We start from the raw sequence: 25,971 nt of genomic DNA, 5'->3' as shown, positions 1-25,971 counted from the left end.
CGTAACGCCATCAGGGCGTTCCGGTTGCGGCGGCACGCGACATTTGCGCGAAATAGGCGGCCAATGCGGCAATATCTTCGTCCGAGAGGTTTTTAGCAGCGTTGCGCATCAGATGGGCGAAGCGCGTGCCGCCGCGCTTTTCCTCGCGGAAAAGCTCGAGCTGGGTCGCAATGTATTTGGCGGGCTGTCCGGACAGTTCCGGATAGATGGGGTTGCGGTCCGGACGACCGTGGCAACCCAGGCATGCCGGAACGTCGCGCTCCGGGATGCCGCGTCGCGCGATCTCATCGGCACGCGCGATCCGGGCACGGTCCGGTTGCGTCGACGTTGCAGGCGCAGGCAGCGCGGAAAAATGCCGCGCGAGATCGGCGAGGAGTGCAGGGTCGACAGCGGTGACAGAAATTCCCATGACACCGCTCTGGCGGTGGCCGGTAGCGTAGGCTCTCAAACTCTCAAGAAGATAGGTTTCGCGCTGAGAGGCCAAGACGGGCGTTGCGGGGCTCCGGCCGAGCCCGTCCGTGCCGTGGCAGCGGGTACAGTCGGCGAGTGCGCGTTCGAGGCCTTGTGTTTGGCCAGTCGACGGTTCGCTACTGCCATAAGCAAGGTCGCGCCACCGCGCCTCGTCCATCATCGGCAGTTCGCGCAGGAAGGCGACCATCGCCCAGACTTCATCGTCGCGCTGCTGCGTCGGCCAGGCCGGCATGCCGGTGAAGCGCACGCCGTGCTGGACGATGCGGAAGAGTTCGGCGTCCGTCCATTCGCCGACCTTGCCGGCAAGGTCCGGCGGCTGCGGCAGCATCGCAAGGACGGAGGGCGACCGCGGTTCGCCGGGCGCACCGTGGCAGATGGCGCAGCCGCGCGCGAAATGGCCGGCAGCCGGCTGAATAGCGTAGCGCGGCAGCTCGTCCGGCACCTTGACCGTGAGTGCGTATGTCCGCACGGCCGAGCGCATCGCGAAGTGCAGGAACCATTCGGTCACCTTCCAGTGGCCGGTCGAGGCACCAACGTTGAAGAAGCCGATCCAGGTCGCGAAAAGCACCGCGGCCGGCAAGATCGCCAAGCCTATCGCCAAGTGTTTCCAGTTGACGTGCATCAGCCGGCCAGCCTCTCGGTTTTGCCGCTCAGGAGCCTGGCAAGCAGGAAGACGCCTCCGGCGAGGTAAACGGCAGCGCCGATCATCAACATGATGATGCCGCCGAGCGCCTGGTCCTGCCCCGCCCCGAGCACGAGGCCGAAGCACGTCACTTCGCCGAGGCCATAGAGCGGTCGCGAGGCGAGCGAGAGCAGCGCGCCAAGCAACGTCATGTGGATGGAGGTCAGGAGCAACGCGAAGGCGCCGGCAGCGTCCCTAGCCGGCGCATCGGCATTGCGCGGCGCCATGCACGTCAGCCACAGGAACAGCCCGGCGCCAAGGAAGGACACCTGCTCGATCATGGTGGCGATGGTCGATGTCTCGGCCCACTGGCGCGCAGCCGGCGCATGCCAGCCCCAGACGACAATCAGTTCGACGAGAGAGGCGATAAGGGGAGCGGCGGTGGCCACGGAGCGTATCGTTCTGGCAATACCGATTGCTATCAGCGGCGCCGCAATCGCGACGACGCCCATGTGGGCAAGCATGTGAGCCGCGAACGAGCCACGCCACGCATCGAGCAGCGGTCCCGCCCAGACCAGCGTGAGGGTGACGAAGCCCAGCAACAGGCTTGCCGTCCTCATGAAGAGCATCCGTCGATGAAGAGCAGCGGCAGCCCCACGTAGAGCACGGCGACGAAGCTCAGGCCGCAAAGCAGTAGCGTGGCAAACCCCTGGAAGAGGTTGCGGTCCGTCGCTGTGGGATCGTCGTGCGGCGGGTCGTTCGTGCCGAAGCCCCACTGCCTCCAGGCGAGCCAGCCGGACAAGACGATCATCGCGAGTGCCGCCAGCGTCATAGCCACGATGCCAGCCTGGACGACAGCGAAACCGAGGTCACCGCGCTTGGCACACCAGATTGCGGCCAGTGCGTAACAGGCGAGGAAATGTCCGGCCCAGATCACGGGCGCGGTGAAGAGCGTCCAGAGCGTTTCGACCTCTTTGGGAATGATGCGCATCACCGTCTCACATCGCTTCCGGGAAAAGACCGATGACGGCGAAGGTGATGACAGCGGTGATCGCCATAAAATGCCAGTAGAGCGCGACGTTGTGCAGTTCCATGTCGTGCTCCCGCGTCAGGCGACCGGCGAGGCTGCGCGCAAGGCAATAGAGCTGCATGACGGATCCGACCGCGGCATGAGCAAGCGCCCAGATGACGAGAATCCAGACGATCGCCGGATAGACATGCGCGGTCGGCTGCATGTCATGCTGCCAGGGTCCGGCAAAACCGGCTGCAGAGGCAGCAAGCGTCAGCAGAAACGCAGCAACAAGGGCAACGCGTGCGCCGTCGATCCACCCGCTTGCGTTCAGTCGGCGCGCACCAAGCATCGCGACCCATGCGGCGACGAAGAGAGACAGCGCGATCATCGGCCACCGCATACCGGGACCCGGCTGCCCCAGAGTGAAGTCGGGATGGATGGTCCAGTAGAAAAAATAGCCGAAGATGAGGCTGGCGAAGGCAGTTCCGTCGCCAACCATTGTAATGAACATCGCCCACCAGCCAACAGAATCCGGACCGGAGGCATAGAGCGGCAAGCGCAATCCAAGGCCGACATCCTTGGTCTTCCTTTCCGGGGTTTCGCCGGTGCCGGTCCAGAGCCACCACAGAACGGCAGAGAGCGTGCCGATGCCCGACAATAGGGCGAGGATCCAGAGTTCGAAGGTGAGCGCGACGAAGACCCCGCCGAGCAATGCGGCCGAGATTATTGTGATCGTGGTTGATGTCGCCACGCGCTGGCACTGTAGCGGATGGGCGTCGAGCACCGAGGTGATGAGCGTCTCGCGGCGATTCTCCTTGGCACTGCGAAGATAATAGGCGCCCTCATTGACCTTTTGCATCAGATCCGCCTGGTCCCAAAGCGGATACCGGCTCTCGATGATCGGAATGGATCGAACGCCCCAGTTCTCCTCGGGCTCGTTCAGCCATTCGAGCGTGCCCGCCTTCCACGGATTCTGCTCGCTGCGGGGTTCGCGATGCTTCGGCCGTACAACATCGAAGACAACCACCAGCACCCCTGCCGCGAAAACATAGGCGCCGATCGTGGAGATGAGATTCAGCCAGTCCCAACCGATCCCCTCGGGGTAGGTGAAGACGCGGCGCGGCATCCCGCGCAGGCCGCTGAGATGCATCGGAAAGAACGCGACGTTGAAGCCGGCAAACATCAGCCAGAAGGCGGTGCGCCCGAGACGGGGCGAGAGCATCCGCGCATTGATCAGCGGGTAATAATAGTAAACGCCGGCGACCAGCGGGAACAGCATTCCACCGATCAGCACGTAATGCAGATGTGCGACGATAAAATAGGTATCGTGCGCCTGCCAGTCGAACGGCACGAGCGCGACCATCACGCCGGTCAGCCCGCCGATGACGAAGATAGCGAGCCCGCCGGCGCCGAACAGCATCGGCACCGAGAAGATGACACGTCCGGCCAGCATGGTGGCGATGAAGACGAAGATCTGCACGCCGGTTGGAATCGCGACCGCTTCCGAGGCGGCCGAGAAGAATGCCAGCGAGATCTGCGGCAGGCCGGTAGCGAACATGTGGTGGACCCAGAGGCCGAACGATAGGAAGCCGGTGCCGACAGCGGCAAGCACGATCCAGGAGTAGCCGACGATCGGACGTTGCGAAAAGGTTGGCACGATCATCGCCATCAGCGCGATGGCGGGCAAGAAGATGATGTAGACCTCGGGGTGCCCGAAGATCCAGAACAGGTGTTGCCACAGCAGTGGGTCGCCGCCCCGCGTCGGGTCGAAGAACGGCCAGTCGAACATGCGTTGCATCTCAAACAGGATGTCGCCGGCGATCAGCGGCGGAAAAGCGAAGAGGATCATGCCCGCGACGATCAGCAGGTACCAGGCGAACAGTGGCATTAGGTTGATGCGCATGCCCGGCGCACGGCACTTCATGATGCCGACGATCAGTTCGACCGCCGCAGCAATGGAGGCGACTTCGATAAAGGAGAGGCCCAGCAGCCAGATGTCGGCACCAATGCCGGAATATGCCTTGTCAGTGGCAAGAGGCGGATACATGAACCAGCCTGAAGAGGGAGCGGCGTCGAAGAAGATCGAACCGCAAACGAAGACACCGCCGATCAGAAAGCTCCAGAAGCCGAAGGCGCCGAGACGGGGAAATGGCAGTTCACGCGCACCGAGCATTGGCGGCAGCAGAAAGATCGCGACGGCCTCGAAGATAGGCACGGCAAACAGGAACATCATCACGGTGCCATGCAGCGTAAAGGCCTGGTTATAGAAGTCGGCAGAGAGGAAATTGTTTCCCGGAACCGCGAGTTGCGTACGCACAAGAAGCGCCAGAACGCCGCCAAACAGCATGAAGGCAAAGGCCGCACCCCCGTACCAGAGGCCAACCTGCGTATTGTTGACCGAAGTCCAGTAACGCCAGCCGATCGGCGTCTTCCAGACGAGGCGCAGCTGTTCTTCCTCGATCTTCTCTGCGGAGGGCAAGGCGTTTCGCTTGATGCGGGCTTTGAGGGTTGTCATTCGAGCCCCTTCAGCCAGGAGGCGATTTCGGCGATGTCCTGTTGGGGCAGCATGTTGAAGTCGGGCATCTTCGAACCCGGCTTGATCAAATGCGGATGGGCGATGAAGCTACGAACGGCCTCATCGTCGGTGGGCAAAACGCCGGCACCAATCGTTCCCCGCGAACTCATATGCGAGAGATCCGGGCCGACACCACCCTCAGCTTGTGTGCCCGCAACGCGGTGGCACGCGCCGCAGCCGTTGCGAAGGAATATGTCGCGTCCGGGCAAGGATGCGCCGGGCGAAGGGTTCGCCCGCACAGCCAGCCATTCCCGGAAGGCAGCGGGCTGCATGGCGACGGCCGTGAAGGTCATCAGCGCGTGCGAGGTCCCGCAATATTCCGCGCAAGGGCCGCGGTAGGTGCCAGGTTTGGTCGCCAGCAACGAGAGCCGATTCACGCGACCCGGGATCATGTCCATCTTGCCACCGAGCGCGGGAATCCAGAAGGAATGGATGACGTCGGTGCTTTTCAGCAAGAACTCGACGCGCTCGCCAACCGGCAGCCTGATCTCGTTGGCGGAAAGAATAGGAACTCCGCCGTCAGCCGGGTGGTAGGCGACCCGCCACCAGAATTGCTCACCAGTCACTTCGATCCTGAGACCATTGGCTTCGCCGGCTCGTGCGAAAGGTCTCAGTCCAGGCATCAACCAAAGCGCATAGCCTAGCAAGAGAAAGAGGAGTAGCGAAGGAATGGCTGCCCCGCCCCAGAAAATCAGCCGGCTTGCAATACGCTCGTCTATGGGAGTGCGCTCATGACGTGTCGCGTGGACCAGAAGACCGATGACCGTCAGCCAGATAAAACCGCCAGCAATGGCCATGAGCCAGAAAAGGTCAGCGATCTGGCGCGCTTCCTCTCCGGCCGGATCAAGCGCCGACTGGGCTCCCGAGCAGCTGGAACAGGTTCCCAAGCATAACCACAGCGCGAGCCAGCGCACCGCAGCGAGTTTCGTAATCCGGGCGCTTGTGCTTGGAACTGTTGACGAATCTATCCCTCCGATCGATGCCCTTGCTCACAAACGCGCCCGCAACCGAGTGGTTGCGCCGAAATTTCAGTTTAGCGGCAATGGCCAGTGCTCATGCAATCTATGCGCCGGTTTCGTCATTTGTCGCGCCGGTAGGCTTCGATTCCGGCGATCCTTTGTACGTCTCAGCAGGCAGCCATCGATTTTAAGGTTTCACCAACTATCGGGACCAATCGGGCGATTTCTTGCACTTTGCGGCGTTCGACGGCGTGCCCAAGCCGTCTCGAAAAGTACCCTCCGTTCCAACCTGCGAGCAGGCGACCGAGCATTGGTGTTGGTGAAACGTGGGCGCGCACCGAAGAGTTGTCGCCGAGCCGCCCGCCGATCTCGAACATCTCGATCAGGAACCCGCGCCTCCGGCGCGGTTGCAATGCCGGTCCTGTAAATGTCCGCAACGCCAGGGGGGCGGCTCAGCCATCGTCCCTGGCGACCAGTAGAAAAGGTTCGCGCTCCGGCGTCGTCACCGAAAAGCCCGAAGGGCCCACCGCGCTGAAAAAGCGATGGAACATGTCGATGAAGACACGCACGAAGAGTGGCTTTGCCGAACCGTACATGTCGGCGACGATCAGCGTGGGTGGCGGCAGTTCATCGAGGATTGGTCTTCGAACGATCTCCTCGCCATCGGCGGTGGCGCGACCGATCGGCCGCATGTTGAGGACGGCCATGCCGAAGCCGGATGCGACGGCCGAGCGCACCGTTTCGTAAGAGCGCGTGCGAAAGCGCACCTCCGGTCGTTTCGCCAGCACGTCGAACAGGGTCAGGAGATAGGTCGCCGTGTGCGGCAGGTCGAGCAGCACCAGCGGCCGTGCCGCCAGTTCCGCCAGCCAGATGCCGTCGCGCGCGGCAAGGGGATCGTCTGCATTGAGCACGGCATGCGCCGGTACCTTGCAGATGCGGGTGACGCTGTCGATACCGATTGGACCGATGTCGTAGAGAATGGCCAGATCGATCTGGCCAGCGACAAGCCGTTCCTGCAACTGGACCTGGTCGGCCTCGACAAGGTCGATCTCGACATCGCCGACGCTGTCGAGGTAGCTGCGCAGCATCTCCGGCATGAACAGCGCGCCGAACGGCTCGAAGCAGCCGATGCGCAGGACCTTCGGCACGCGCCCGTTGAGGTCTCCGATCGACCGGTTGAACTCCGTCTCCGCCGCCAGCATGATGCGGGCGGCGGCGACGAAGCGTTGGCCGGCCGGCGTGATGGAGACGCCGCGCGCCGGCCGCCTGTCGAAAATGCGCGCCCCCATCCCGGCCTCGGCCAGAGTGATCGCCGCGAGGATGGAGGATTGCGAGATGTAGAGCGATCTGGAGGCCGCCAGCACGCTGCCAAGGCGGGCGACTTCGCAGACATAGCGCAACTGCCGAATGGTCAGATTCATGGCTCTTTGTTACATTAAATAGCGAATATTCCCCACAACAATACATTTTATGGTGATGAAAAAACCCGCCAGATTGCCCGGGCTGACAAGGCTGCCGGAAGAGCGGCCATGAAGTGAGGGGTTCGAACTGCATGCCGAATGGGCTGTCTCCCATTGCCGACGCCGATGATCTGTGCCGCCTGGCTGCTGCGGAGCTTAGCGCCGCCTACCGCGCTGGATCGCTGTCGCCCGTCGAGGTGACGCTGGCGGCGCTGGATCGCGCCGAAGCGATCAATCCGCTTTTCAACGCCTTCACCATGATCGACCGCAAGGGTGCGATCGAGGCCGCAGGTGCTTCCGAGAAACGATGGCGGGCAGGCGAGCCGCTGTCGGCAGCCGACGGCATACCGACGACGCTGAAGGACATCGTCTGGGTCGAGGGCTGGAGCGTGCGTTACGGCAGCAGGACGACGACTTCCGCCGCCTATGACAAGGATGCCCCCGCCGTTGCCCTGCTGCGCAGAGCCGGCGCCGTCTTCATCGGACAGACGACGACGCCCGAATTCGGCTGGAAGGCGATTACCGACAGCGGCCTCTGCGGCATCACGCGCAATCCCTGGAATGCGCAAAAGACCCCCGGCGGTTCCTCCGGCGGAGCGGCGGTGGCCGCCGCCACCGGCGCCGGCGTCTTCCATCTCGGTACCGATGGCGGCGGCTCGATCCGCATTCCGGCCTCGTTCACCGGCATCGCCGGATTGAAGCCGACCTTCGGCCGCGTGCCCGCCTATCCGTCCAGCGCGTTCGGAACCGTCGCCCATATCGGACCGATGGCACGGACAGCACTCGATCTTTCCGTCATGGCCGGCGCCATGTCCGGCCGTGATATCAGCGACTGGCAGCAAGGCGTGGGAACGCTGGCGCCGCTTGGCCGGATCGAAGAAGTTTTGCGGGGCGCTCGGATCGGCTACTGGTCGAAGCCGCCTTCAGGAGCGCTGGATTCCGGGATCGCCGCCGTCGTCTCCCACGCCTTGACGTGTTTCGACACCTTCGGCGCGACGGTCGAGCCGATTGATCTTCCCGGTGGCGATCTCCTCGACCTGTTCCAGCATCACTGGTTCACCGGCGCCGCGGCGCGGCTGGCGCTGGTTCCGCCGAGCGAACGGGCGGGCATCGATCCGGGCTTCCTGGAGATCGCACAGGCTGGGGCGGCGTTCGACGTCCATACGCTCGTCGCCGCACAGTTGGAGCGCGCCGAATTCGGCGCCGCCATGGACCGGCTGCTGGACGACTATGATTTCATCGTTTCGCCGGGGTCATCGATTCCAGCCTTCGACGTTGGCCTTGAAGTGCCTCTGGGCAGCGGCCTCTCGCGATGGATCGAATGGGCAGCGTTCAGCTACCCCATCAATCTCAGCCAGCAACCCGCCTGCGTCATCCCTTGCGGCATGACCGAGGCGAGCCTGCCCGTCGGCTTCCAGATTATCGGCGCGCGCGGCGACGATGCCCGCGTGCTTTCGGCGGCAGCCGACCTGGAAGCCGCTTTCGTGCCCATGACCCACGCGTTTCGCCAGAAAGATCTGGTGTGAAAGATTTCGCATGAAGAAAAGACTCTAACCAACGCCAAAAAAGGGGAACTTTGCCATGATGAACAGACGTGCAATGCTGCAGGGCGTGGTCGGCGCGGGTGCGGCCGGTGCCGCGCTTCTTGCCGATATGAACACTGCGGCGATCGCCCAGGACACCAAGCCCATTCCGGTCGGCTCGGCCCTGCCGATGTCCGGCATTGCCGCCGCCGACGGCATCGAGTTCAAGAACGGTCTCGAACTTGCCGCCGAGGAGATCAATGCGGCGGGCGGCATTCTCGGCCGGCCTGTCGAGATCCACATCGAAGACACCAAGGAAATGGGCGCCGACCTCGTCAGCCAGTCGATGCAGCGCCTGATCGACCGCTTCGAGGCGCCGGTCATCATCAATGGCTACAATCTCGGCACCAACATGATCGAGATGGACGTCGCCGCCGACAACGACGTCATCATGATGCACTACAACACGCTGATTTCGCACAATGAGAAGTTCAAGACCGACCCCGCCCGCTATTACAGCTCCTTCCAGGGCGATCCGCCGGAGTTCTGGTATGGACCGGGCTGCCTGAACTTCCTCAAGACGCTTGCCGCGGACGGCAAATGGAAGGCGCCCAACAAGAAGATCGCCATCATCCCGTCTGCCAACGAATATTCGATCGTCATCGCCAACGCGATCCGCGACAAGGCCGCCGAATACGGCTTCGAGGTTAGTCTGTTCGAGACCGTTCCGTTCCCGACCAACCAATGGGGACCGACGCTGGCGAAACTTCGCCAGGACCCGCCGGCGGCGATCCTGGTCACGCACTTCCTGCCGCAGGACCTGGCGCAGTTCATGGTCCAGTTCCTCGCCGAGCCGATCAACAGCCTGATCTACATGCAGTACGGACCATCGCTGCCGGCTTTCCGCGAGATCGGCGGCGAGGCGGTCAACGGCGTCGTCTATTCGACGGTGATCGGCTGCCTGCCGGACGATTTCTCCAAGCCGTTCCGCGAGAGCTACCGGGCCAAATTCGGTCCGAACTCGGCCTACATCACGGGATCGCAGACCTATGACGGCCTGTGGATGTGGGCGCTTGCCGCGGCAATCGCCGGTGATCCAGGCGAACCGATGGACAAGGCGCAGACCACCAAGGTGGCCAATGCGATGAAGCGCCTGGTCTATCGCGGGGTCAACGGCACCTACCGGGCCGATCCGGCCGGCCAATCGGCCTTCTGCTATCCGACGCAGGTAGCCGATCCGTCGCTTGGCATGCCGCACCAGTTCCTGCAGCATCAGGATTACAAAACCGATCCGAAGCTGATCGCGCCGGTGCTCTATGCCACGGACAGCTTCATCCTGCCGCCATGGATCAAGTGACCGGACGCGGAAATGAAACCAACGACACCGGCCGGGCCGTTTGCCCGACCGGCTCCATTGGGTGAGAAATATGACTGAGGCCGCCGGTCCGATGCTGGTTTGTGACAGTGTGGTCAAACGGTTCGGCTCGCTGGCCGCCGTCGACGGCGTGTCGATGGTGGTCAATGCGGGCGAGATCGTTGGCATTGGTGGGCCAAACGGCGCCGGCAAGACAACTTTCTTCGACGTGGTGACCGGGATCACGCCGGCCAGTGGCGGCCGGGTGCATTTCGGCGACACCGACATTTCGGCGCTTCCGGCCGACCGCATCTGCCAACTCGGCATCGCCCGCACCTTCCAGCTCAATGCCGCCTTCGACAGCTTGACCGTTCGCGAAAACATCGAGATCGCCGCGTATTTCGGCCGGCAGCGGCGAAGGCTGGCCGGCTTCCGCCTTGGCGAGGATGTCCGGCAGGCAACGATCGAAGCGCTGGACTTCGTCGGGCTTGCGGCCAAGGCCGACGAGACCGTGGCGCGGCTGCCGGTGCTCGACCGCAAGCTGCTGATGATTGCCGGCGCCATCGCCACCCGGCCGAAAATGCTCTTCCTCGACGAGCCGGTGGGCGGGCTCAACGTCGCCGAGATCGACCAGATCATGGCGATGGTGCTGAAACTGCGCGACCAGGGACTGACCATCGTCCTGATCGAGCACGTCATGCGCTTTCTCCTGGCGCTCTCCAGCCGCGTGATCATCATGCACCATGGCAAGGTGATATTCGAAGGCCGGCCGGACAAGGTCGCCGAGGACCAGACCGTTGTCGAAACCTATCTCGGCCAGGGCACGCAGAAACGGCTGAAGAAATTCTTCGATGAGCAAGCTGCCGCGACGAATCCGGCGGTGGGGGGAACGCCATGACGGGCGCAGCCGCAAAACCACCTGTCCTGCAACTCGACGGCATCGTCTGCGGCTATGACGGACTCGACGTGCTCAAGGGCATTTCGCTGACCGTTCATGCCGGTGAATTCGTCACCGTCGTCGGCCCGAACGGCCATGGCAAGTCGACATTGCTCAAGACCATTTCCGGCCTGGTGCCGCTGCGCGGCGGTCAGATCAGCATCGACGGCCGGCGCCTGTCCGGCAAGCCGCATGAGACGGCGATGTTGGGCGTCGCCCACGTGCCGCAGGGCGATATGCTGTTCGCGCAGATGAGCGTGCTCGAAAACCTTTTGATGGGCGGCTATCTCGCGCCGGACAAGGCCGAGATCGCGCGTCGGCTGGACGAGGTCTACGCGCTTCTGCCGAAGCTTGCCGACCGTCGCAACCAGATCGCCTCGAGCCTGTCGGGCGGCGAACGGCGCATGGTCGGCATAGGCCGCGGCCTGATGATGGGCGGGCGCATCCTTTTGATCGACGAGCCGTCGCTTGGCCTCGCGCCACTGATCATCGATCAGGTCTACGACGTCATTTCGCAACTGAGCAAGGCTGGGCGCACGATCCTGCTGGTGGAGGAGAACCCGGCCCGGGTCGAGGACCTCGCCGACCGCCTGCATCTGCTCGACGACGGCGCCATCGTCTGGTCAGGCAAGCCCGCCGAACTGATGGCGCGCGACGAACTCCTCGCAACCTATCTCGGAGGCTGACGCCATGACCGACGTTCTCATGGCCATTCTCGTCGCCGGCTTCACCTCGGGCGCGCTCTATGCGCTGGCGACGGTCGGGCTGTCGCTGGTCTGGGGTTCGATGGGCATGCTCAACATGGCCCATGCGGCGATGCTGACGCTTGGCGGCTACGTCGCCTTCACGGTGATCACCTCGCTCGGCCTGCCGGTCGCGATCGGTTTCGCCGGTGCTATCGGCGCGGGTGCTTTGGCCGGCGCCATCCTCTATTTCGCGATCGTTCGCAATCTCCTGCAGAACGACAAATCGACATTCGAAGCCAACGTCATGATCGCCACGGTCGGCATCGGCATCGCCCTCGAGAATGCCATCCTCCTGACCTATGGCGGGCAGCCGCTGAAGCAGCCGGTTTCGATCGCCGGCGCCCTGCGCCTGGGGCCGCTGACGCTGCCTTGGCAAAACCTTCTGATCATCGCGGTGGTGGTCGTCATGATGGTGGTCGTCTCGGCGGCGCTCGGCCGCACGCGGATGGGTCGTGCGATCCGGGCGACGGCGCAGAACCGCGACGCGGCGCAACTCATGGGCGTCGCCGTCAACCGCGTCTACCTGCAGGTGCTGATGCTGTCGGGCGCGCTCGCCGGCATCTGCGGCGTCATGGTCTCGTCGATGACGCAATTGTCGCCGCCACTCGGCAACGATCCGATGCTGAAGGCCTTCATCATGTGCGTGGTCGCCGGTCTCGGCAATCTGCCGGGCGCCATCGCAGCAGCACTTGGGCTGGCGTTGCTCGAATCCTTCGTCCAGTACGCCTTGGGCGCCAGGTGGGGCTTTCCATCGCTGCTGTTCGTCGTCATTGGCGTGCTGATCTGGCGGCCGTCCGGCCTTTTCGGCCACGCCGAAATCCGGCGCATGTGAGGGGCATCATGACAGAGACACGTCCCATGTCCCGTTCCTCCATGTCCCGCTCGGCCAGGACTGATCTTGCCATCAGCCTGATGCTGATCGCGGCTGCGATCGCGCTGCCGTTCCTGGTCGACAGCCGCTACATCCTTGGCCAGATCGTGCTGGCGCTGTTCTATGCGACGATCGCCTCGCAGTGGAACCTCCTGTTCGGCTTCTCGGGCATCTTCTCGCTGGCGCAAATGGCGATCTTTGCCTTCGGCGGCTATGCGACGGCGATGCTCTGCTTCTATTTCGGCTGGAACGTCTGGGCAGCACTTGTGCCTGGCGCGCTGGGCGCCGTGCTGTTCTCGCTGGTCGTCGGCCTCGCCTGCCTTCGCCTGACCGGCGTCTATGTGGCGCTGCTGACGCTGGCGATCGCCCAGACGATGTATCTGCTGATCGTCACCGACACCGAATGTTTCGTCATGGTCGGCTCCGTCTGCCGCCAGTTCACCGGCGGCGCCGTCGGCTTTGCCCGCTTCGGCGACCTCGGCACCAGGGCCTTGCTCCGAGCGCAGTGGCTGGTCGGCAATTACGCCATCATCGCGGTGCTGTTCGCGCTCACCATGGTCTTCACCTACGCGATCGTCAAAAGCCCGATCGGCCTTGCTTTCCGGGCGCTGAAGGACAATCCGGGCTATGCGGTGGCCCGCGGCGTCAACCGCTTCCAGGCGCAGCTTCTGGTGTTCGGCATCTCCGCCTTCTTCACCGGGCTGGCCGGCGGTTTCTATGCCGCGCATTTCCAGGCGATCGGCCCCGGTGTGCTGTCGATGTCGCAACTTATGTTCATCATCGCCATCGTCGTGGTCGGCGGCGTCGGCACGTTCTGGGGACCGCTGGTCGGGACGGTGGTGCTGGTGCTGGCTGACGAATTGATGCGAGAGAGCGGCGAGTTCCGCACGCTCGGGCTCGGCCTGATCATCGCCCTGTCGGTGGTGCTGATGCCCAAGGGGCTGGTCGGCCGTTTTGGCGATGTCATCGACTGGCTCGGGCGCCGTCGCGCCAGCCCCGACAGCAAGCCAGCAGCAAGCAGCATTGTGCAAAGCCCGACCCCGGCCGGAAAGTGAGAGACTGACGATGTTCGATACGATCATAGTGGGCGCCGGCTCGGCCGGCTGCGTGCTGGCAAACCGGCTCAGCGCCGATCCTGCCCGCAAGGTGCTGCTGCTGGAGGCCGGGCGCGAGGCGCCGCTCGCCTCGGACGTGCCGTCGGACTGGCCGACCATGTTCAACACGGAAGTCGATTGGGGCTACTACACCGAGCCGCAGGCCGGCTGCCGCGGCAGGCGGGTGTTCTGGCCGCGCGGCAAGATGATCGGCGGCTCCGGCGCGCTGAACGCCATGATCTATATTCGCGGCCTGCCGTCCGACTATGATGGCTGGGCGGCGATGGGCTGCCACGGCTGGGCGTGGGCTGACGTGCTGCCGGTGTTCAAGGCCAGTGAAAGCAATGCCGAACTCGGCAACGACCCGCTGCACGGCGCCGACGGGCCGCTGCATATCGGCAATGTCGGACATGTCGATCCCAACGAGCTTGCCTGGATCGAGGCCTGCAAGGCCGCAGGCTACAAGCAGAACCGCGATTTCAACGGCGTCGAGCAGGAAGGCGTCGGCCTGTTCCAGTTCACCATCAAGAATGGCGAACGCTGGGGCACCGGCAAGGCCTATCTGCGCCCGGCGCGGGAACGACCCAACCTGACCGTGAAAACCGGTGTGCTGGCGACGGGCCTGGTCGTCGAGAAGGGCCGGGTCAAGGGCATCCGCTATCTCGTCAATGGCGAACCTGAGACCGCTTTCGCCGACAGCGAGGTGGTGCTGTCCTCGGGCTCGATCGGCAGTTGCCAGCTGATGCTGCTTTCGGGCATCGGGCCGGCCGACGAACTCGCCCAGGTCGGCGTTGCTCCCGTGCACGACCTGCCTGGCGTGGGCAAGGATCTGCAGGACCACATCAACATTCCGATCACCTTCTATACCAAGGACAAGATCGGCGTCGGCGCCTGGACCGACGAGACGCTGCAGCGCGACTTCGCCGAATGGCAGACATCGCGCAGCGGCCCGCGTTCCTCACCCTGGGTGGCGGCGGGCGGCTTCGTCAAGAGCCGGCCCGATATCGAGCCGGACCTGCAGCTTTACGGCGCCATCAGCCCGCATCGAGACTATGTTCGGTTCCTTTCGTCCAGACCCGGCATCACGCTGCACACCACGCTGCAGCGGCCAGACAGCCGCGGCGAGATTCGCCTGCGCTCGGCCAATCCGATCGAATATCCGGCGATCGACCCACGTTACTTCATCAGCGACGAGGATGGCTCGGACATCGCCACGCTGGTCGAAGGCATCCGCATCAGCCGGCGCATCTCGGCGCAGTCGCCGCTTGCCGAAATGCTCGCCGGCGAAATCACGCCGAGCGCCGAATGCGAGAGCGACGCCGAGATCGCCGACTATATACGCGGCCACTGCACGACGCTCTATCACCCGACCAGCACCTGCCGCATGGGTTCAGATGCGATGGCCGTCGTCGATCCGACGTCGATGAAGGTTCATGGGCTGGACGGGCTTTGCATCGCCGACGCCTCGGTCTTTCCGAAAATGGTGTCGGGCAACACGAACGCGCCGACGATCATGATCGCCGAACGCGCCGCGTCAATGATCCTGGCGGGCTAGGAGACAAAACATGACGACAGGCTGGAATTTCCACGAACTCTATCTCTGGCACGAGACCGGCAATGCCGCGCAGTTCTTTCAGCCGAGCCTGACCATCGAGCCGGGCGAGCATGCGGAGAATGCCGACACGAAACGCCGATTCCGCAATCTGATGGAGGTTTCGGGCCTGACCGAGAAACTGTCCAAAATCGCCTCCATCGCGGTGAGCGAGGATGACCTCGCCCTGTTCCACGACCGCGACTACATCAGCCGTATCAAGCTGCTTAGTGATGGGCGCGGCGGCGATGCGAGCTATCTCACCCCCTTCGGCCATGGCAGCTACGAGATCGCCTGTCTGGCCGCCGGCGGCACGGCAGCGGTGATGGATGCGGTGTTGAGCGGCGAGGTCGACAATGGCTATGCGCTGGTACGACCGCCCGGCCATCATGCCGAGCGCGGGCAAGGCATGGGCTTTTGCCTGTTCGGCAACGTTCCGGTCGCTATCCTGAAGAACCGGGCCAAACATGGCTTCGAGCGGGTCGCCTGCGTCGACTGGGATGTTCATCACGGCAACGGCACCCAGTCCGCCTTCTATTCGGACCCGTCGGTACTGACCATCTCGATCCATCAGGACGGGCTTTATCCACATGACAGCGGTCTTCACAACGAACGCGGCGAGGGCAAGGGCGAAGGCTACAACATCAATGTACCGCTGCCGGCCGGCTGCGGCCACGGCGTTTACATGTCCGTGTTCGAACGCGTCGTGCTGCCGGCGCTCAATCGCTACAAGCCTGATCTTATCGTCGTGCCGTCGGGCTTCGACGCCTCGGCGGCCGATCCGCTGGGGCGCATGATGCTGCATAGCGGCAGCTACCGCGACATGACGCGGATGCTGATGCAGGCGGCGGACGACCTCTGCGGCGGGCGCCTGATGATGTCGCACGAAGGCGGCTATTCCGCCTCCTACGTTCCCTACTGTGGCCTGGCGGTGATGGAGCAGTTGTCCGGCATCAGGACGCATATCGACGACCCGTTCCTGCCGGTCTTCGAAAGCTATGCCGGCCAACCCTTGCAGCCACATCAGGCGGCCGCTGTTTCCAGGGCGGAGGAACTTTTGGGCGGCATCGCCTAGAATTCTGATTGCGGTCAGCCGATGAGGCGATCTCAAGACACACCGGCGGCCAATCTCGCAAATGCGGGCATGCGCTGACGGTAGGCTAATGCATGTCGCCCAAAAGTTCCGGTTTGGGACAACGACATGCACGAAAACAAAGACTTAAAGCGCGTCGTTTTTTGCGAGAAACTACGCCGGAGCACCCCCGACTACGCTAACCCCTACTCCCACTCGATTGTTCAAACAGCCTATAACTAATTGAAATTACACTAGGATGTTTCCATAGCCCCATAAGAGACCGACCAGAGCCGTCAAAAAATTACGCTTTGGTTCTAAAGGGAAATCGCCGCAAAGAATTTTTCCAGGGTTCACCAACTATCGGGACCAATTGGGCGATTTTTGTACCTCAAGACGTTCGACGGCCCTGCCCAAGCCGTTTAAAAAAGGTACCGTCACCGCTCCAATAAGGCATTGGCATGGGTCATAATGATCGACAAGCAACCGGTGTCGCACACACCCTGCTGCGGGCGGTGTGGCGCGACCGCTGGCATCCACTCGATTATTGCTAAAATTCCGGCTAGCTTGGCGACAGATGGCTCAATTTCTGGTCGGCGAATCACAATCAGACCGCCCTTCAAGAGAATAATGGGCGGCACCTTTGGTCCAAGGCGAGTGCAATGGCGCACGAATGAGCTCTACAACAATGCGCCGTGCGACGCCCAGCGACCTTGTCCTTTCGTATACCGATCAAGCAATTGGCTGTATGGGCAAGATAGGGGAAATCGTTTTTAGCAATCCGGATTGGAATCAAGAGGGATGACTTCTGCCTATTTTTTTGACATCGTTTTCCTCCTCGATCCATCCCACAATACAACAGGAAGTCTCTGCTCACTCCTCGCGGCGATATTCGCCAACCCACCTAGTTCCGGACTGGCGATCAGAAAGCATATCTGAACGGCATTCCATAGAAGCGATATAAATTGAAATTGCGGCCATGTGTTTCACACCCGGGATGGTTTCGAAGCCGGGGGGCGCTCACGGTCTCAAGGCGAGAATTTTAAGAGACGTTCAAGAATGACCCAGCACGCAGAAAACGCTCGAATTCTCATGTACAGCCACGACACGTTCGGGCTCGGCCACTTGCAGCGCTGCCGGACTATTGCGCATTCGCTAGTCGAGGATTTCCGTGGGCTTCAGGTGCTTATCATTTCGGGTGCGACTATCGCCGGCGCCTTCGACTACCGCGCCCGTGTCGACTTCGTGAAGATCCCCAGCGTCATCAAGTTGCGCAACGGCGAATACACCTCGTTGGAAAAGGACATCGATCTGCATGAGACGCTAAGGATGCGTCAGTCGATCATCCGCCACACAGCCGAGACCTTCCGGCCGGATATCTTCATCGTCGACAAGGAACCGCTCGGCCTACGCGGTGAGATTGAGGACACGCTGTCCTACCTCAAGACCCGGGGCACCACGCTGGTGCTTGGCCTGCGCGAGGTGATGGATGCACCGCATCTGCTCGAAGCAGAGTGGGCTCGCAGGGATGTGATGCGCAAGATAGGCCTGTTCTACGACAAGGTCTGGGCCTATGGCCCGCCGGATTTCTACGACCCATTGACCGGCTTGGATGTGCCGCCGGCTGTCAGGGCAAAAATGAGATTCGTCGGTTTCCTGCAACGGAGCTTGCAGCGGAACCAGTTGCCCGGCCACCGGCCAGAGGGCGACTATATCCTGGTTACCACCGGTGGCGGCGGCGACGGGGCCGAATTGATTCACGACGTCATCGACGCTTATCAGGAGGATCCGAAATTGCAGCACAAGGCGCTGATCGTGCTTGGGCCTTACATGCCGGCTCGCAAGCGCAATAAGTTGCTGAAGAAGGGTGCCACGATCCCCTACATCAAGATTATCGAGTTCGACAACCGCATGGAAGACCTGATTGCCGGCGCCAAGGCGGTAGTGGCGATGGGCGGTTACAACACCTATTGCGAGATACTTTCTTTCGACAAGCCGGCGCTCATCGTGCCGCGCATCGAACCCCGCCAGGAACAACTGATCCGCGCGCGGCGCGCGGCCGAACTGGGCCTCATCGAAATGCTTTTGCCGGAGGAAGCCAAGGACTCCCAGCGGTTTGCCGATGCACTGGTGGCGCTGCCGAATCGGCCTCGTCCATCCCAGAGTAATCCACATCTGACCCTGGAAGGGCTCCCTCATATTTCCGAAATCGTCGCGGAACTGCTCGACCGGCAGGCTGGCCCTCACCTTTCGGTTATTGAAGGCATGAACTGAGTTGCAACATCGCAAGATCGTCGTGGTTCTGAAGGGTTATCCGCGGCTGTCGGAAACCTTCATCGCGCAGGAACTGCTCGGACTGGAGCGTGCGGGGTTCGATCTGATACTCGTTGCGCTCAGGCGGCCGACCGACGCAAAACGCCACCCCGTGCATGACGAGATCAAAGCGCCCGTCCATTATCTGCCGGAATATCTGCATGAAGAGCCGCTGCGCGTGGTTCGCTCGCTTTCTGCTTGTTTGCAGCGGCCGGGCTTCTGGCGTGCACTGGGATCGCTGGCCGTCGATATGCCGCGCGACTTTACGCGCAATCGCGCGCGCCGTTTCGGGCAAGCGCTCGTGCTAGCGGCCGAATGGCCCGAAGACGCGGTATGGCTGCATGCGCATTTCGCGCACACGCCGGCATCGGTGACGCGCTATGCCAGCCAGCTTCTTGGTCTGCCCTGGAGCTGCTCGGCCCATGCCAAGGACATCTGGACTTCGGCGGATTGGGATCTGGCCAGCAAGCTTTCCTCGGCGCGCTGGACGGTAACTTGCACGAAAACGGGCTTCGACCGTCTGAAAAAACTCGCCGACGGCAACTCGTCAGTGCATTTGAGCTATCATGGGCTCGACCTTGATCGCTTCGGCATTTTCGGCGAGGCACGAAAACAGCATGACGGCTCGGCGCCGGACGAACCGGTTATCGTTCTGAGTGTCGGGCGCGCCGTTGCAAAGAAAGGTTTCGACACCTTGCTGGAGGCCCTTGCCCTCTTGCCCGGTGATTTAGCGTGGCGTTTCGAGCATATTGGCGGCGGCGAGGAATTGGAGCGGCTCAAGGCGTTGGCGCAAAAACTCGGACTGGATGGTCGCATCTCTTGGAAAGGCGCGCTCGCGCAGGAAGAGGTGCTTGAGCACTACCGCCGCGCCGATATCTTCGCCCTGGCCTGCAGGATCACCGCAAATGGCGACCGCGATGGTCTGCCGAATGTTCTGGTGGAGGCGGCCAGCCAGCGGCTTGCCTGCGTGTCGACCGATGTTTCCGGCGTGCCGGAGCTTTTATCGCCGGATGAAACCGGGCTACTGGTTCCGACGGAAAACCCAATTGCCCTGGCACAGGCGCTGGAGCGACTGATCCGTGATCCCGTGCTGCGTGCCCGCCTCGGCGACACCGCAGAGGCGCGCGTGCGCGGCAATTTCGATCACATGGCAAGCATTGGACAGCTCAAGGAGCTGTTCGAACGGGAGTGGCGGGCCGCCGAATGAAGCGGCTGCGCGCTTTCTTCTATGTCCAGCACCTGCTCGGCATCGGCCATCTCGCGCGCTCCAGCCGCGTCGCGGCGGCTCTGGTCGATGACGGGTTTGACGTAACCATCGTCACTGGCGGAGCGCCGGTCGCGGGGTTTCCGGGATTGGGGGCAATATCTGTAACCCTGCCATCTGTTACCTCCGGTGATGAAGGATTTTCCGGTCTTGTCGACCTGCAGGGCAAGCCCATTGACGATGATTTCAAGAAACGGCGTTCAGAGATGCTGCTGCAGGCATTCCGGGATTGCAGGCCTGATATCGTCATTGTCGAGGCGTTTCCATTTGGGCGCCGGCAGATGCGTTTCGAACTCTTGCCGCTGATCGAGGCCATCGACGCGGCGTCGCCCAGACCGCTGCTGGTGACGTCCGTCCGTGATATCCTTCAGGAGCGCGTCAAGCCGGGCCGAAACGAGGAAACGGTCGATCTCGTTAACAGGCATTTTGACCTTGTCATGGTCCATGGCGATCCGGCTTTCGCAACCCTAGACAAGACATTTCCACTGGCGGGAGCGATCAGGGCCGAGGTTGCGTACACAGGGCTCGTTGCCGCGCCACCAGCGCCCGCGGCCTCCGAGCGTTTCGACGTTGTGGTGTCGGTTGGCGGCGGGGCCGCCGGAAAGAGCCTTGTCCGGTCCACCATCGCATCAGCGCGGAATGCCGACAACGCCTGGAAATGGTGTCTGATCACCGGCCCAAACCTGCCGAAGGACGAGTTTGACGCGATTACACGCGATGCCACGCCGGGCCTGTCCATCTTTCGGTTTCGCGAGGATTTCGCCAGCTTGCTGACCGGCGCCCGCCTGTCGGTCTCGCAGGCGGGTTACAACACTGTCTGCGATGTCCTGCGCGCGCGCTGTCGCTCGCTGCTCGTTCCTTTTGCAGCCGGCGGGGAAACGGAACAGACGGTTCGAGCCTTGATGCTCGAAGAACTGGGTTTGGCGACGGTTCTGAGGGAAAACGACCTGACGCCTGAGTGTCTGGCGCAAGCGATCGAACAGGCGCTTGCGGGACCGACGCCAGCCGCGCATCGTCTAGATCTGGAAGGCGCCCGTCACTCGGCGCAAATCCTGCGCGAGCGGCATCGAACCTGGTCCTCGAAATCCTAGCCCAGGTCATATCTCGGTTGGATTCGCGCAACGCGCTTCAAACAGTTCCAATCAGCATGAAGCGGGTATATTTTTTTGTCGGCAGTTCGCCGGAGAACCTGATCTCCCGTAGCGCCGCCATTGCTTCGAAGGCTGCAAGCGAAGCCACGCAGTTGATGTGCGTCGGCTCGCTGAAGTAATCGTTCGATTGCAGTAGCACCTTCGTGCCCCGCGGAAGCAGGGCAAGCCAGGCACCCAGGTCGGCTATGTGTTCGCAGCTCGTATTGACCACCAGGTCGGGCCGACCGGCCGCATAGTCGAGTGCGTACATATCTTCCGTCAGCGCCCGGAAGCGGTCGCCGGCTTCCCGGTTGAGGGTCCGGGCGACCGGCCCGACTTCAGGATCGATGTCGATGCTGTCGATCGCCGCAATGTCGAAACGGGCGTCGTTGAAAAGCATTGCCGGCAATACGCCGTACCATCCGCCCAGAACCCATATGCGCCCGAACCGGCCGCCGTCGTTTTCGAACAGCTTGTCGAGCGCCCACATTTTGCAGGCGACCTGCTTGTGGTTGAAGGCGTTGGCGATATCGGCCGTCGGATGCTTGGCGATGACCCGCGCCAGCCCGGCGACAAGAGGGTGGTCGACATAAGCGGCAATTCCCCGGGCGAGGTCCAAGGCTTGTTCGTGCCCGTCAATGCCGGCATTGCGTGCTTGCGTGACATCCATCATATTCGTCTTCTATGTTGGGATTTCGGGCTACACAACGCAATATTGCCTCACCCAAGGCTGTTCGACTTGCGGATGAGACTATGCCACCAGCCGTTTCGCCGTTGCACGGTCACGAAGGGGGCCGGTTGCGTCTGTCCGGACCAGCGGCGTCCATCCGCGAAGACATTGCCGATACATCGTTTGCCAGCAGGTGCTTTCACCGCCTGCTTCCTCCAAACTGACAGCCGCATATGGAACCCAGCCTAGCCCGCTATATCTGGACGCACACCCGGAAGCAGCAGATCTGGATATTGATGATCGTCCTGCTTTCGATGATCCCATATTTCATGTCCTTCGACCTGCCGAAGCTGATCGTCAACGGCCCGATCCAGGGGAAGGGGTTCGAGCAACCCGGCGCGACCCTGCCCTTCATGAAATTGCACTATAACCTGCCGTTCATTGGCGAGGTCCAGTTCTTCTCCGGTTTTCAGCTGGACCGCAAGGAGACGCTGCTTGCCCTGAGCCTTGTGTTCCTCTTGCTGGTCGTCATCAACGGCCTGTTCAAACTCTACATCAACACCTACAAGGGCCGCCTCGGCGAACGCATGCTGCGGCGTATTCGCTTCGATCTGATCGATCGTGTGCTGCGGTTTCCGCCGATTTACTTCAAGCGGGTGAAATCCGCCGAAGTGGCGACCATGGTGAAGGATGAGGTGGAGCCGCTGGGCGGCTTTATCGGCGATGCCTTCCTGCAGCCGGTGCTGCTCGGCGGCCAGGCGCTGACGGCCATGCTGTTCATCATGGTCCAGAACGTCTGGCTCGGAATGATAGCGATGGTGATCGTGATCATCCAGATCGTACTCATCCCGCGGATGCGGCGGCGGCTGCTCGTGCTTGGGCGCCAACGGCAGTTGACGGCGCGCGCGCTTTCCGGCCGGGTTGGCGAAATCGTCGACGGTATCGGCGCGGTTCACGTCCACGACACGTCGAACTACGAGCGCGCCGACATAGCTGCTAGGCTAGGGCTCATCTTCAAGATCCGCTTCGATCTTTACCAATGGAAATTCATGGTAAAGTTCCTCAACAATTTTCTCGCACAGCTCACGCCCTTTCTGTTCTACATGATCGGCGGGTATCTGGTCATAGGGGGCCGGCTGGACGTCGGTCAGCTCGTGGCGGTGATCGGAGCCTACAAGGACCTGCCCGGACCGATGAAGGAGCTGATCGACTGGGATCAGGATCGGCAGGATGTCCAGGTCAAATATCAGCAGGTCGTTGAACAGTTCACCGTCGAGGATATCATTGCGCCGGGAATCGCGGCACTGGCGATCGACGATCCCGGTCCGATGACAAACCCGCTGTCGGCGGTCGGTCTGTCCATGGCAGACGATGGCGGTGCAATGCTCCTCAACCGTGTCTCCATGCAGGTCAAGCCGGCTGAGACGGTGGCGCTGGTCAGCACCCCGACAGGCGGAGCAGAGGCGCTAGCAGAAGCCTTCGCGCGTCTGAACTGGCCAGAGAGTGGAAAGGTCGCTTCGGGCGCCGATGACCTGCTTGAACTCCCCGAAGCCGTGACCGGCCGGCGCATGTCCTACGCCTCGTCGGATGTTTTCCTGTTCCAAGCAAGCCTGCGCGATAACTTGCTCTACGGGTTGAAGCATGCACCGCTGACATCGGTGACTTATGACGGCACCGCGGCAGACCAGCAGCGCTGGAACATGGACGAGGCGCGCCGGTCGGGCAATCCGGATTTCGACGTCCACAGCGACTGGATCGACTATGCTTCCGCCGGTGCTACCGGCCCGCACGACCTCTTTGAAGCGGTGCGCCGGGTGCTCGACGCGGTTCTTCTGTCGCGCGACATTCTGGATCTTGGCTTGCGCTCTTCGGCCGACCTCACGCGTCACACGAAGCTCGCCGGGCGGATCGTCGAACTGCGTGCAGCGCTGCGAACCCGGCTCGAACAGGAAGGGCTGCGCGAACTGGTGGTTCCTTTCGAGCCGGGCGCTTACAACACGGAAGCGACGATCGGCCAGAACCTGCTTTTCGGCGCCGCCGCCGGCCCCGAACTGGCCGACAAGGCTCTGGCGGCCAATCCCTACTTTGCTTCCGTGCTGAAGCAGGCCGGCCTCGACAGCACGCTCTACGAGATGGGCATGGAGATCGCCGAACAGGCGATCGAGCTGTTTGCCGACCTGCCGCCAGATCACCAGTTCTTCCAGCAGCTCGCCTTCATGAGCGCCGAGGAGATCCCCGCCTACGAGACCTTGCTGCAGCGGCTCAAGAACCGCCCCTACGAGGCGGTTTCGGAGGCCGACCGCGCCATGATCATCACCTTGAGCTTTGCCTATATCGAGCCCCGGCACCGCTTCGGCCTGCTGACCGACGAGTTGATGAGCAAGATCGTCGCCGCACGCAACCGGTTCTATGAAAACCTGCCGCCCGAGCTGCACAACGCGATCGAACGGTATGATCCTGCCAAATACATTGCGGCGGCCACCGTCATGGACAATGTCCTGTTCGGCCGTGTGGGAAACAACCATCCCGACGCGCCGGACCGCATACGCTCCATCGTCTATGACATTCTTGACGAGCTGGGGCTTTATGCCGAGCTTCTGGATGTCGGCCTGGACTTCAACGTCGGCGCCGGTGGAAGGCGGCTGACCAGCGGACAGCGACAGAAGCTCGATGTTGCCCGGGCTCTGCTCAAGCGTCCCGATTTTCTCATTCTCAACCGGCCGCTGTCGGCGCTCGACCAGCGCGTTCAGGACAAGGTGCTGCGAAACGTGCTCGAGGAAGCCAGACGCGACGGCCATTCGCCGGCAATTGTGTGGGTCGTGACGAGTCCGGCAATGGCGATGATGTTCGATCGCGTTATCGTCTTTGACTCGGGGCAATTGGTGGAAGACGGTACACACGAGACACTTTTGGCAGAGAACGGTATCTTCAAGGAACTTCTGTCATAGTCTGGCAGACGCGAATTTAGGAAGGTTTGCGACAATGCTGCTCAAGGATGAAGTTGGAATGCTGCAACGCGTTCCCTTGTTCTCCGGCATTGAGCCGGCAAAGCTCAAGCTGCTCGCGTTCACATCCGATCGCGTGAATTACAGCGCCGGCCAGATTCTTTTCCGGCAGGGCGACGAGGCAGACGCTGCCTATGTCATCCTTTCAGGCAGGGCGGATATTCTGGTCGATTCCGACAGCGGGCCGATAAAGGTTGCCGAACTGCTGCCAAATTCGATCGTCGGCGAGATCGCCATATTGTGCAACAGCTCCCGCACTGCCACCGTCAGCGCGGCAAGTGATCTGGAGGCCTTGAGAATCCGCAAGGATCATTTCCTGAGGCTTATGAAGGAGTTCCCGGAAATGACCATCGAGATATTGCGGGTTCTTGCCGATCGGCTAAGCCATACGACCGCGGATCTGATCGACGCACGAAGCGCCTAGAGCTATGATGAGCGAAAGGTAGCATGGACGACGATTTTTTCCTGGTCAGATTTTGGGGCGTGCGCGGCAGCATTGCTGTATCCGGGCCAGAATTCGCTCGCTATGGCGGCAACACAATCTGCATTGAGATGCGATGCGGCAAGCATACGCTTCTGTTCGACGCAGGCTCTGGCCTGCGGCCTGCCGGTAGGGCGCTTCAGGCGTCGGATGTAACCGATTTCGACCTGCTTTTCACCCATTGCCATTACGATCACATCATCGGGCTGCCGGCTTTTGCGCCTATCTTCGACCCGAGCGTCAAACTTACGCTTTGGTCCGGGCATCTTGCAGGACGCATGACGACCCGGCAGATTATCGATGAGTTCATACGGCCGCCGTGGTTTCCGGTGAAAATGAACGTCTGCAAAGCAAATCTCGACTGCCGCGATTTTGTATCCGGAGACGTGCTTCGGCCGCGCGAAGGGGTGGTGGTTCGGACCGGCAGTCTCGCCCATCCGGGAGGCTGCATAGGCTACCGGATCGAATGGGGCGGCCGCGTCGTGGCGGTGATCACCGACACCGAGCACGAGCCGGACAAACTCGATCAGTCGGTGCTCGACCTGATCGAAGATGCCGACCTCGTCATTTACGATTGCACCTACACCGAGAAGGAAATGGAACGCCGCCGCGGTAACGGGCACTCGACATGGCAACAGGGCGTCAAGCTCTGTGAGGCTGCTGGTGCACGGGCGCTTGCGCTGTTTCACCACGATCCGACACGCACCGACGAGCAACTGGACGAGATGGAGAAGCTGGCCAAGGACAGGTTTGCCGGCGCTTTTGCCGCGCGGGATGGCCAGATGCTCAAATTCCCGGTCTCATCGCACAGAAAGCGCTGA

Annotated in this window: 21 protein-coding genes; 14 read left to right on the top strand and 7 right to left on the bottom strand. The window is 62.0% G+C overall.

The window, feature by feature from the left end:
• Nucleotides 1-10: 10 nt before the first annotated feature.
• The 6 genes from AC0L24_RS00245 to AC0L24_RS00220 form a co-directional block, all read right to left on the bottom strand.
• Nucleotides 11-1,060, bottom strand: coding sequence for a c-type cytochrome (locus AC0L24_RS00245; RefSeq protein WP_473563307.1), 1,050 nt, complete (start codon nt 1,058-1,060; stop codon nt 11-13).
• 32 nt (nt 1,061-1,092) lie between these two features.
• Complete coding sequence (locus tag AC0L24_RS00240) at nt 1,093-1,713, bottom strand: cytochrome c oxidase assembly protein (protein WP_473563306.1); 621 nt, start codon at nt 1,711-1,713, stop codon at nt 1,093-1,095.
• Nucleotides 1,710-2,084: a hypothetical protein gene (locus tag AC0L24_RS00235; protein WP_127397622.1), complete on the bottom strand. Its 375-nt coding sequence runs from the start codon at nt 2,082-2,084 to the stop codon at nt 1,710-1,712. The genes AC0L24_RS00240 and AC0L24_RS00235 overlap by 4 nt, the downstream gene beginning before the upstream one ends.
• A gap of 7 nt (nt 2,085-2,091) precedes the next feature.
• Nucleotides 2,092-4,620: a cytochrome c oxidase subunit I gene (gene ctaD / locus AC0L24_RS00230; RefSeq protein WP_127811218.1), complete on the bottom strand. Its 2,529-nt coding sequence runs from the start codon at nt 4,618-4,620 to the stop codon at nt 2,092-2,094.
• Nucleotides 4,617-5,594, bottom strand: a complete 978-nt coding sequence (gene coxB / locus AC0L24_RS00225) for a cytochrome c oxidase subunit II (protein ID WP_281040143.1) — start codon at nt 5,592-5,594, stop codon at nt 4,617-4,619. The genes ctaD and coxB overlap by 4 nt, the downstream gene beginning before the upstream one ends.
• A 497-nt stretch (nt 5,595-6,091) precedes the next feature.
• Nucleotides 6,092-7,060, bottom strand: coding sequence for a LysR family transcriptional regulator (locus AC0L24_RS00220; protein ID WP_127811219.1), 969 nt, complete (start codon nt 7,058-7,060; stop codon nt 6,092-6,094).
• A gap of 131 nt (nt 7,061-7,191) precedes the next feature.
• Here AC0L24_RS00220 and AC0L24_RS00215 point away from each other — a divergent pair, with 131 nt between their 5' ends.
• From AC0L24_RS00215 to AC0L24_RS00165, 11 genes are all read left to right on the top strand, one after another.
• Nucleotides 7,192-8,625 (top strand): amidase, encoded by a 1,434-nt coding sequence (locus tag AC0L24_RS00215; protein ID WP_127811220.1) that lies wholly within the window; start codon nt 7,192-7,194, stop codon nt 8,623-8,625.
• Between the two features lie 55 nt (nt 8,626-8,680).
• Nucleotides 8,681-9,979, top strand: a complete 1,299-nt coding sequence (locus AC0L24_RS00210) for an ABC transporter substrate-binding protein (protein ID WP_473563303.1) — start codon at nt 8,681-8,683, stop codon at nt 9,977-9,979.
• 70 nt (nt 9,980-10,049) lie between these two features.
• A complete protein-coding gene (locus tag AC0L24_RS00205; protein WP_127317773.1) occupies nt 10,050-10,874 on the top strand; it encodes an ABC transporter ATP-binding protein in 825 nt (274 codons plus the stop codon).
• Nucleotides 10,871-11,599 carry an ABC transporter ATP-binding protein gene (locus AC0L24_RS00200; RefSeq protein WP_127326892.1) on the top strand — a complete coding sequence of 243 codons (729 nt, stop codon included), beginning with the start codon at nt 10,871-10,873 and terminating at the stop codon, nt 11,597-11,599. The genes AC0L24_RS00205 and AC0L24_RS00200 overlap by 4 nt, the downstream gene beginning before the upstream one ends.
• Nucleotides 11,600-11,603: 4 nt before the next feature.
• A complete protein-coding gene (locus tag AC0L24_RS00195; protein ID WP_292335645.1) occupies nt 11,604-12,491 on the top strand; it encodes a branched-chain amino acid ABC transporter permease in 888 nt (295 codons plus the stop codon).
• A 26-nt stretch (nt 12,492-12,517) separates the two neighbouring features.
• Nucleotides 12,518-13,585: a branched-chain amino acid ABC transporter permease gene (locus AC0L24_RS00190; RefSeq protein WP_236383177.1), complete on the top strand. Its 1,068-nt coding sequence runs from the start codon at nt 12,518-12,520 to the stop codon at nt 13,583-13,585.
• A gap of 10 nt (nt 13,586-13,595) precedes the next feature.
• On the top strand, nt 13,596-15,179 hold the full coding sequence (locus AC0L24_RS00185) for a GMC family oxidoreductase (protein WP_292633922.1): 1,584 nt from the start codon (nt 13,596-13,598) through the stop codon (nt 15,177-15,179).
• Between the two features lie 10 nt (nt 15,180-15,189).
• Nucleotides 15,190-16,290 carry a class II histone deacetylase gene (locus tag AC0L24_RS00180; RefSeq protein ID WP_127396190.1) on the top strand — a complete coding sequence of 367 codons (1,101 nt, stop codon included), beginning with the start codon at nt 15,190-15,192 and terminating at the stop codon, nt 16,288-16,290.
• 1,056 nt (nt 16,291-17,346) lie between these two features.
• The gene (locus AC0L24_RS00175; RefSeq protein WP_473563466.1) at nt 17,347-18,561 is read left to right on the top strand and encodes a glycosyltransferase family protein; all 1,215 of its coding nucleotides are present in this window, start codon (nt 17,347-17,349) and stop codon (nt 18,559-18,561) included.
• A gap of 1 nt (nt 18,562) precedes the next feature.
• Entirely contained in the window at nt 18,563-19,807 is a 1,245-nt protein-coding gene (locus AC0L24_RS00170) for a glycosyltransferase (protein WP_127811225.1), read from the top strand.
• Nucleotides 19,804-20,955, top strand: coding sequence for a glycosyltransferase family protein (locus tag AC0L24_RS00165; RefSeq protein ID WP_292335640.1), 1,152 nt, complete (start codon nt 19,804-19,806; stop codon nt 20,953-20,955). Before AC0L24_RS00170 ends, AC0L24_RS00165 begins: the two co-directional genes overlap by 4 nt.
• A 37-nt stretch (nt 20,956-20,992) precedes the next feature.
• Here the strand turns inward: AC0L24_RS00165 and AC0L24_RS00160 are convergent, their stop codons facing one another.
• The gene (locus AC0L24_RS00160) at nt 20,993-21,664 is read right to left on the bottom strand and encodes a methyltransferase domain-containing protein (RefSeq protein WP_473563465.1); all 672 of its coding nucleotides are present in this window, start codon (nt 21,662-21,664) and stop codon (nt 20,993-20,995) included.
• A 233-nt stretch (nt 21,665-21,897) separates the two neighbouring features.
• Between AC0L24_RS00160 and AC0L24_RS00155 the strand changes: the two genes are divergently transcribed.
• Genes AC0L24_RS00155 through AC0L24_RS00145 form a run of 3 tightly spaced genes read left to right on the top strand, consistent with a single transcriptional unit; the run spans nt 21,898 to nt 25,971 of the window.
• Nucleotides 21,898-24,612: an ABC transporter transmembrane domain-containing protein gene (locus tag AC0L24_RS00155; RefSeq protein WP_127326884.1), complete on the top strand. Its 2,715-nt coding sequence runs from the start codon at nt 21,898-21,900 to the stop codon at nt 24,610-24,612.
• A gap of 34 nt (nt 24,613-24,646) precedes the next feature.
• Nucleotides 24,647-25,093, top strand: a complete 447-nt coding sequence (locus AC0L24_RS00150) for a cyclic nucleotide-binding domain-containing protein (RefSeq protein ID WP_127292062.1) — start codon at nt 24,647-24,649, stop codon at nt 25,091-25,093.
• Nucleotides 25,094-25,116: 23 nt separating this feature from the next.
• The gene (locus AC0L24_RS00145) at nt 25,117-25,971 is read left to right on the top strand and encodes an MBL fold metallo-hydrolase (RefSeq protein WP_127811227.1); all 855 of its coding nucleotides are present in this window, start codon (nt 25,117-25,119) and stop codon (nt 25,969-25,971) included.

The sequence above is a fragment of the Mesorhizobium sp. WSM4809 genome (assembly GCF_055811655.1).
This window is presented reverse-complemented; position numbering and strand designations above follow the sequence as displayed.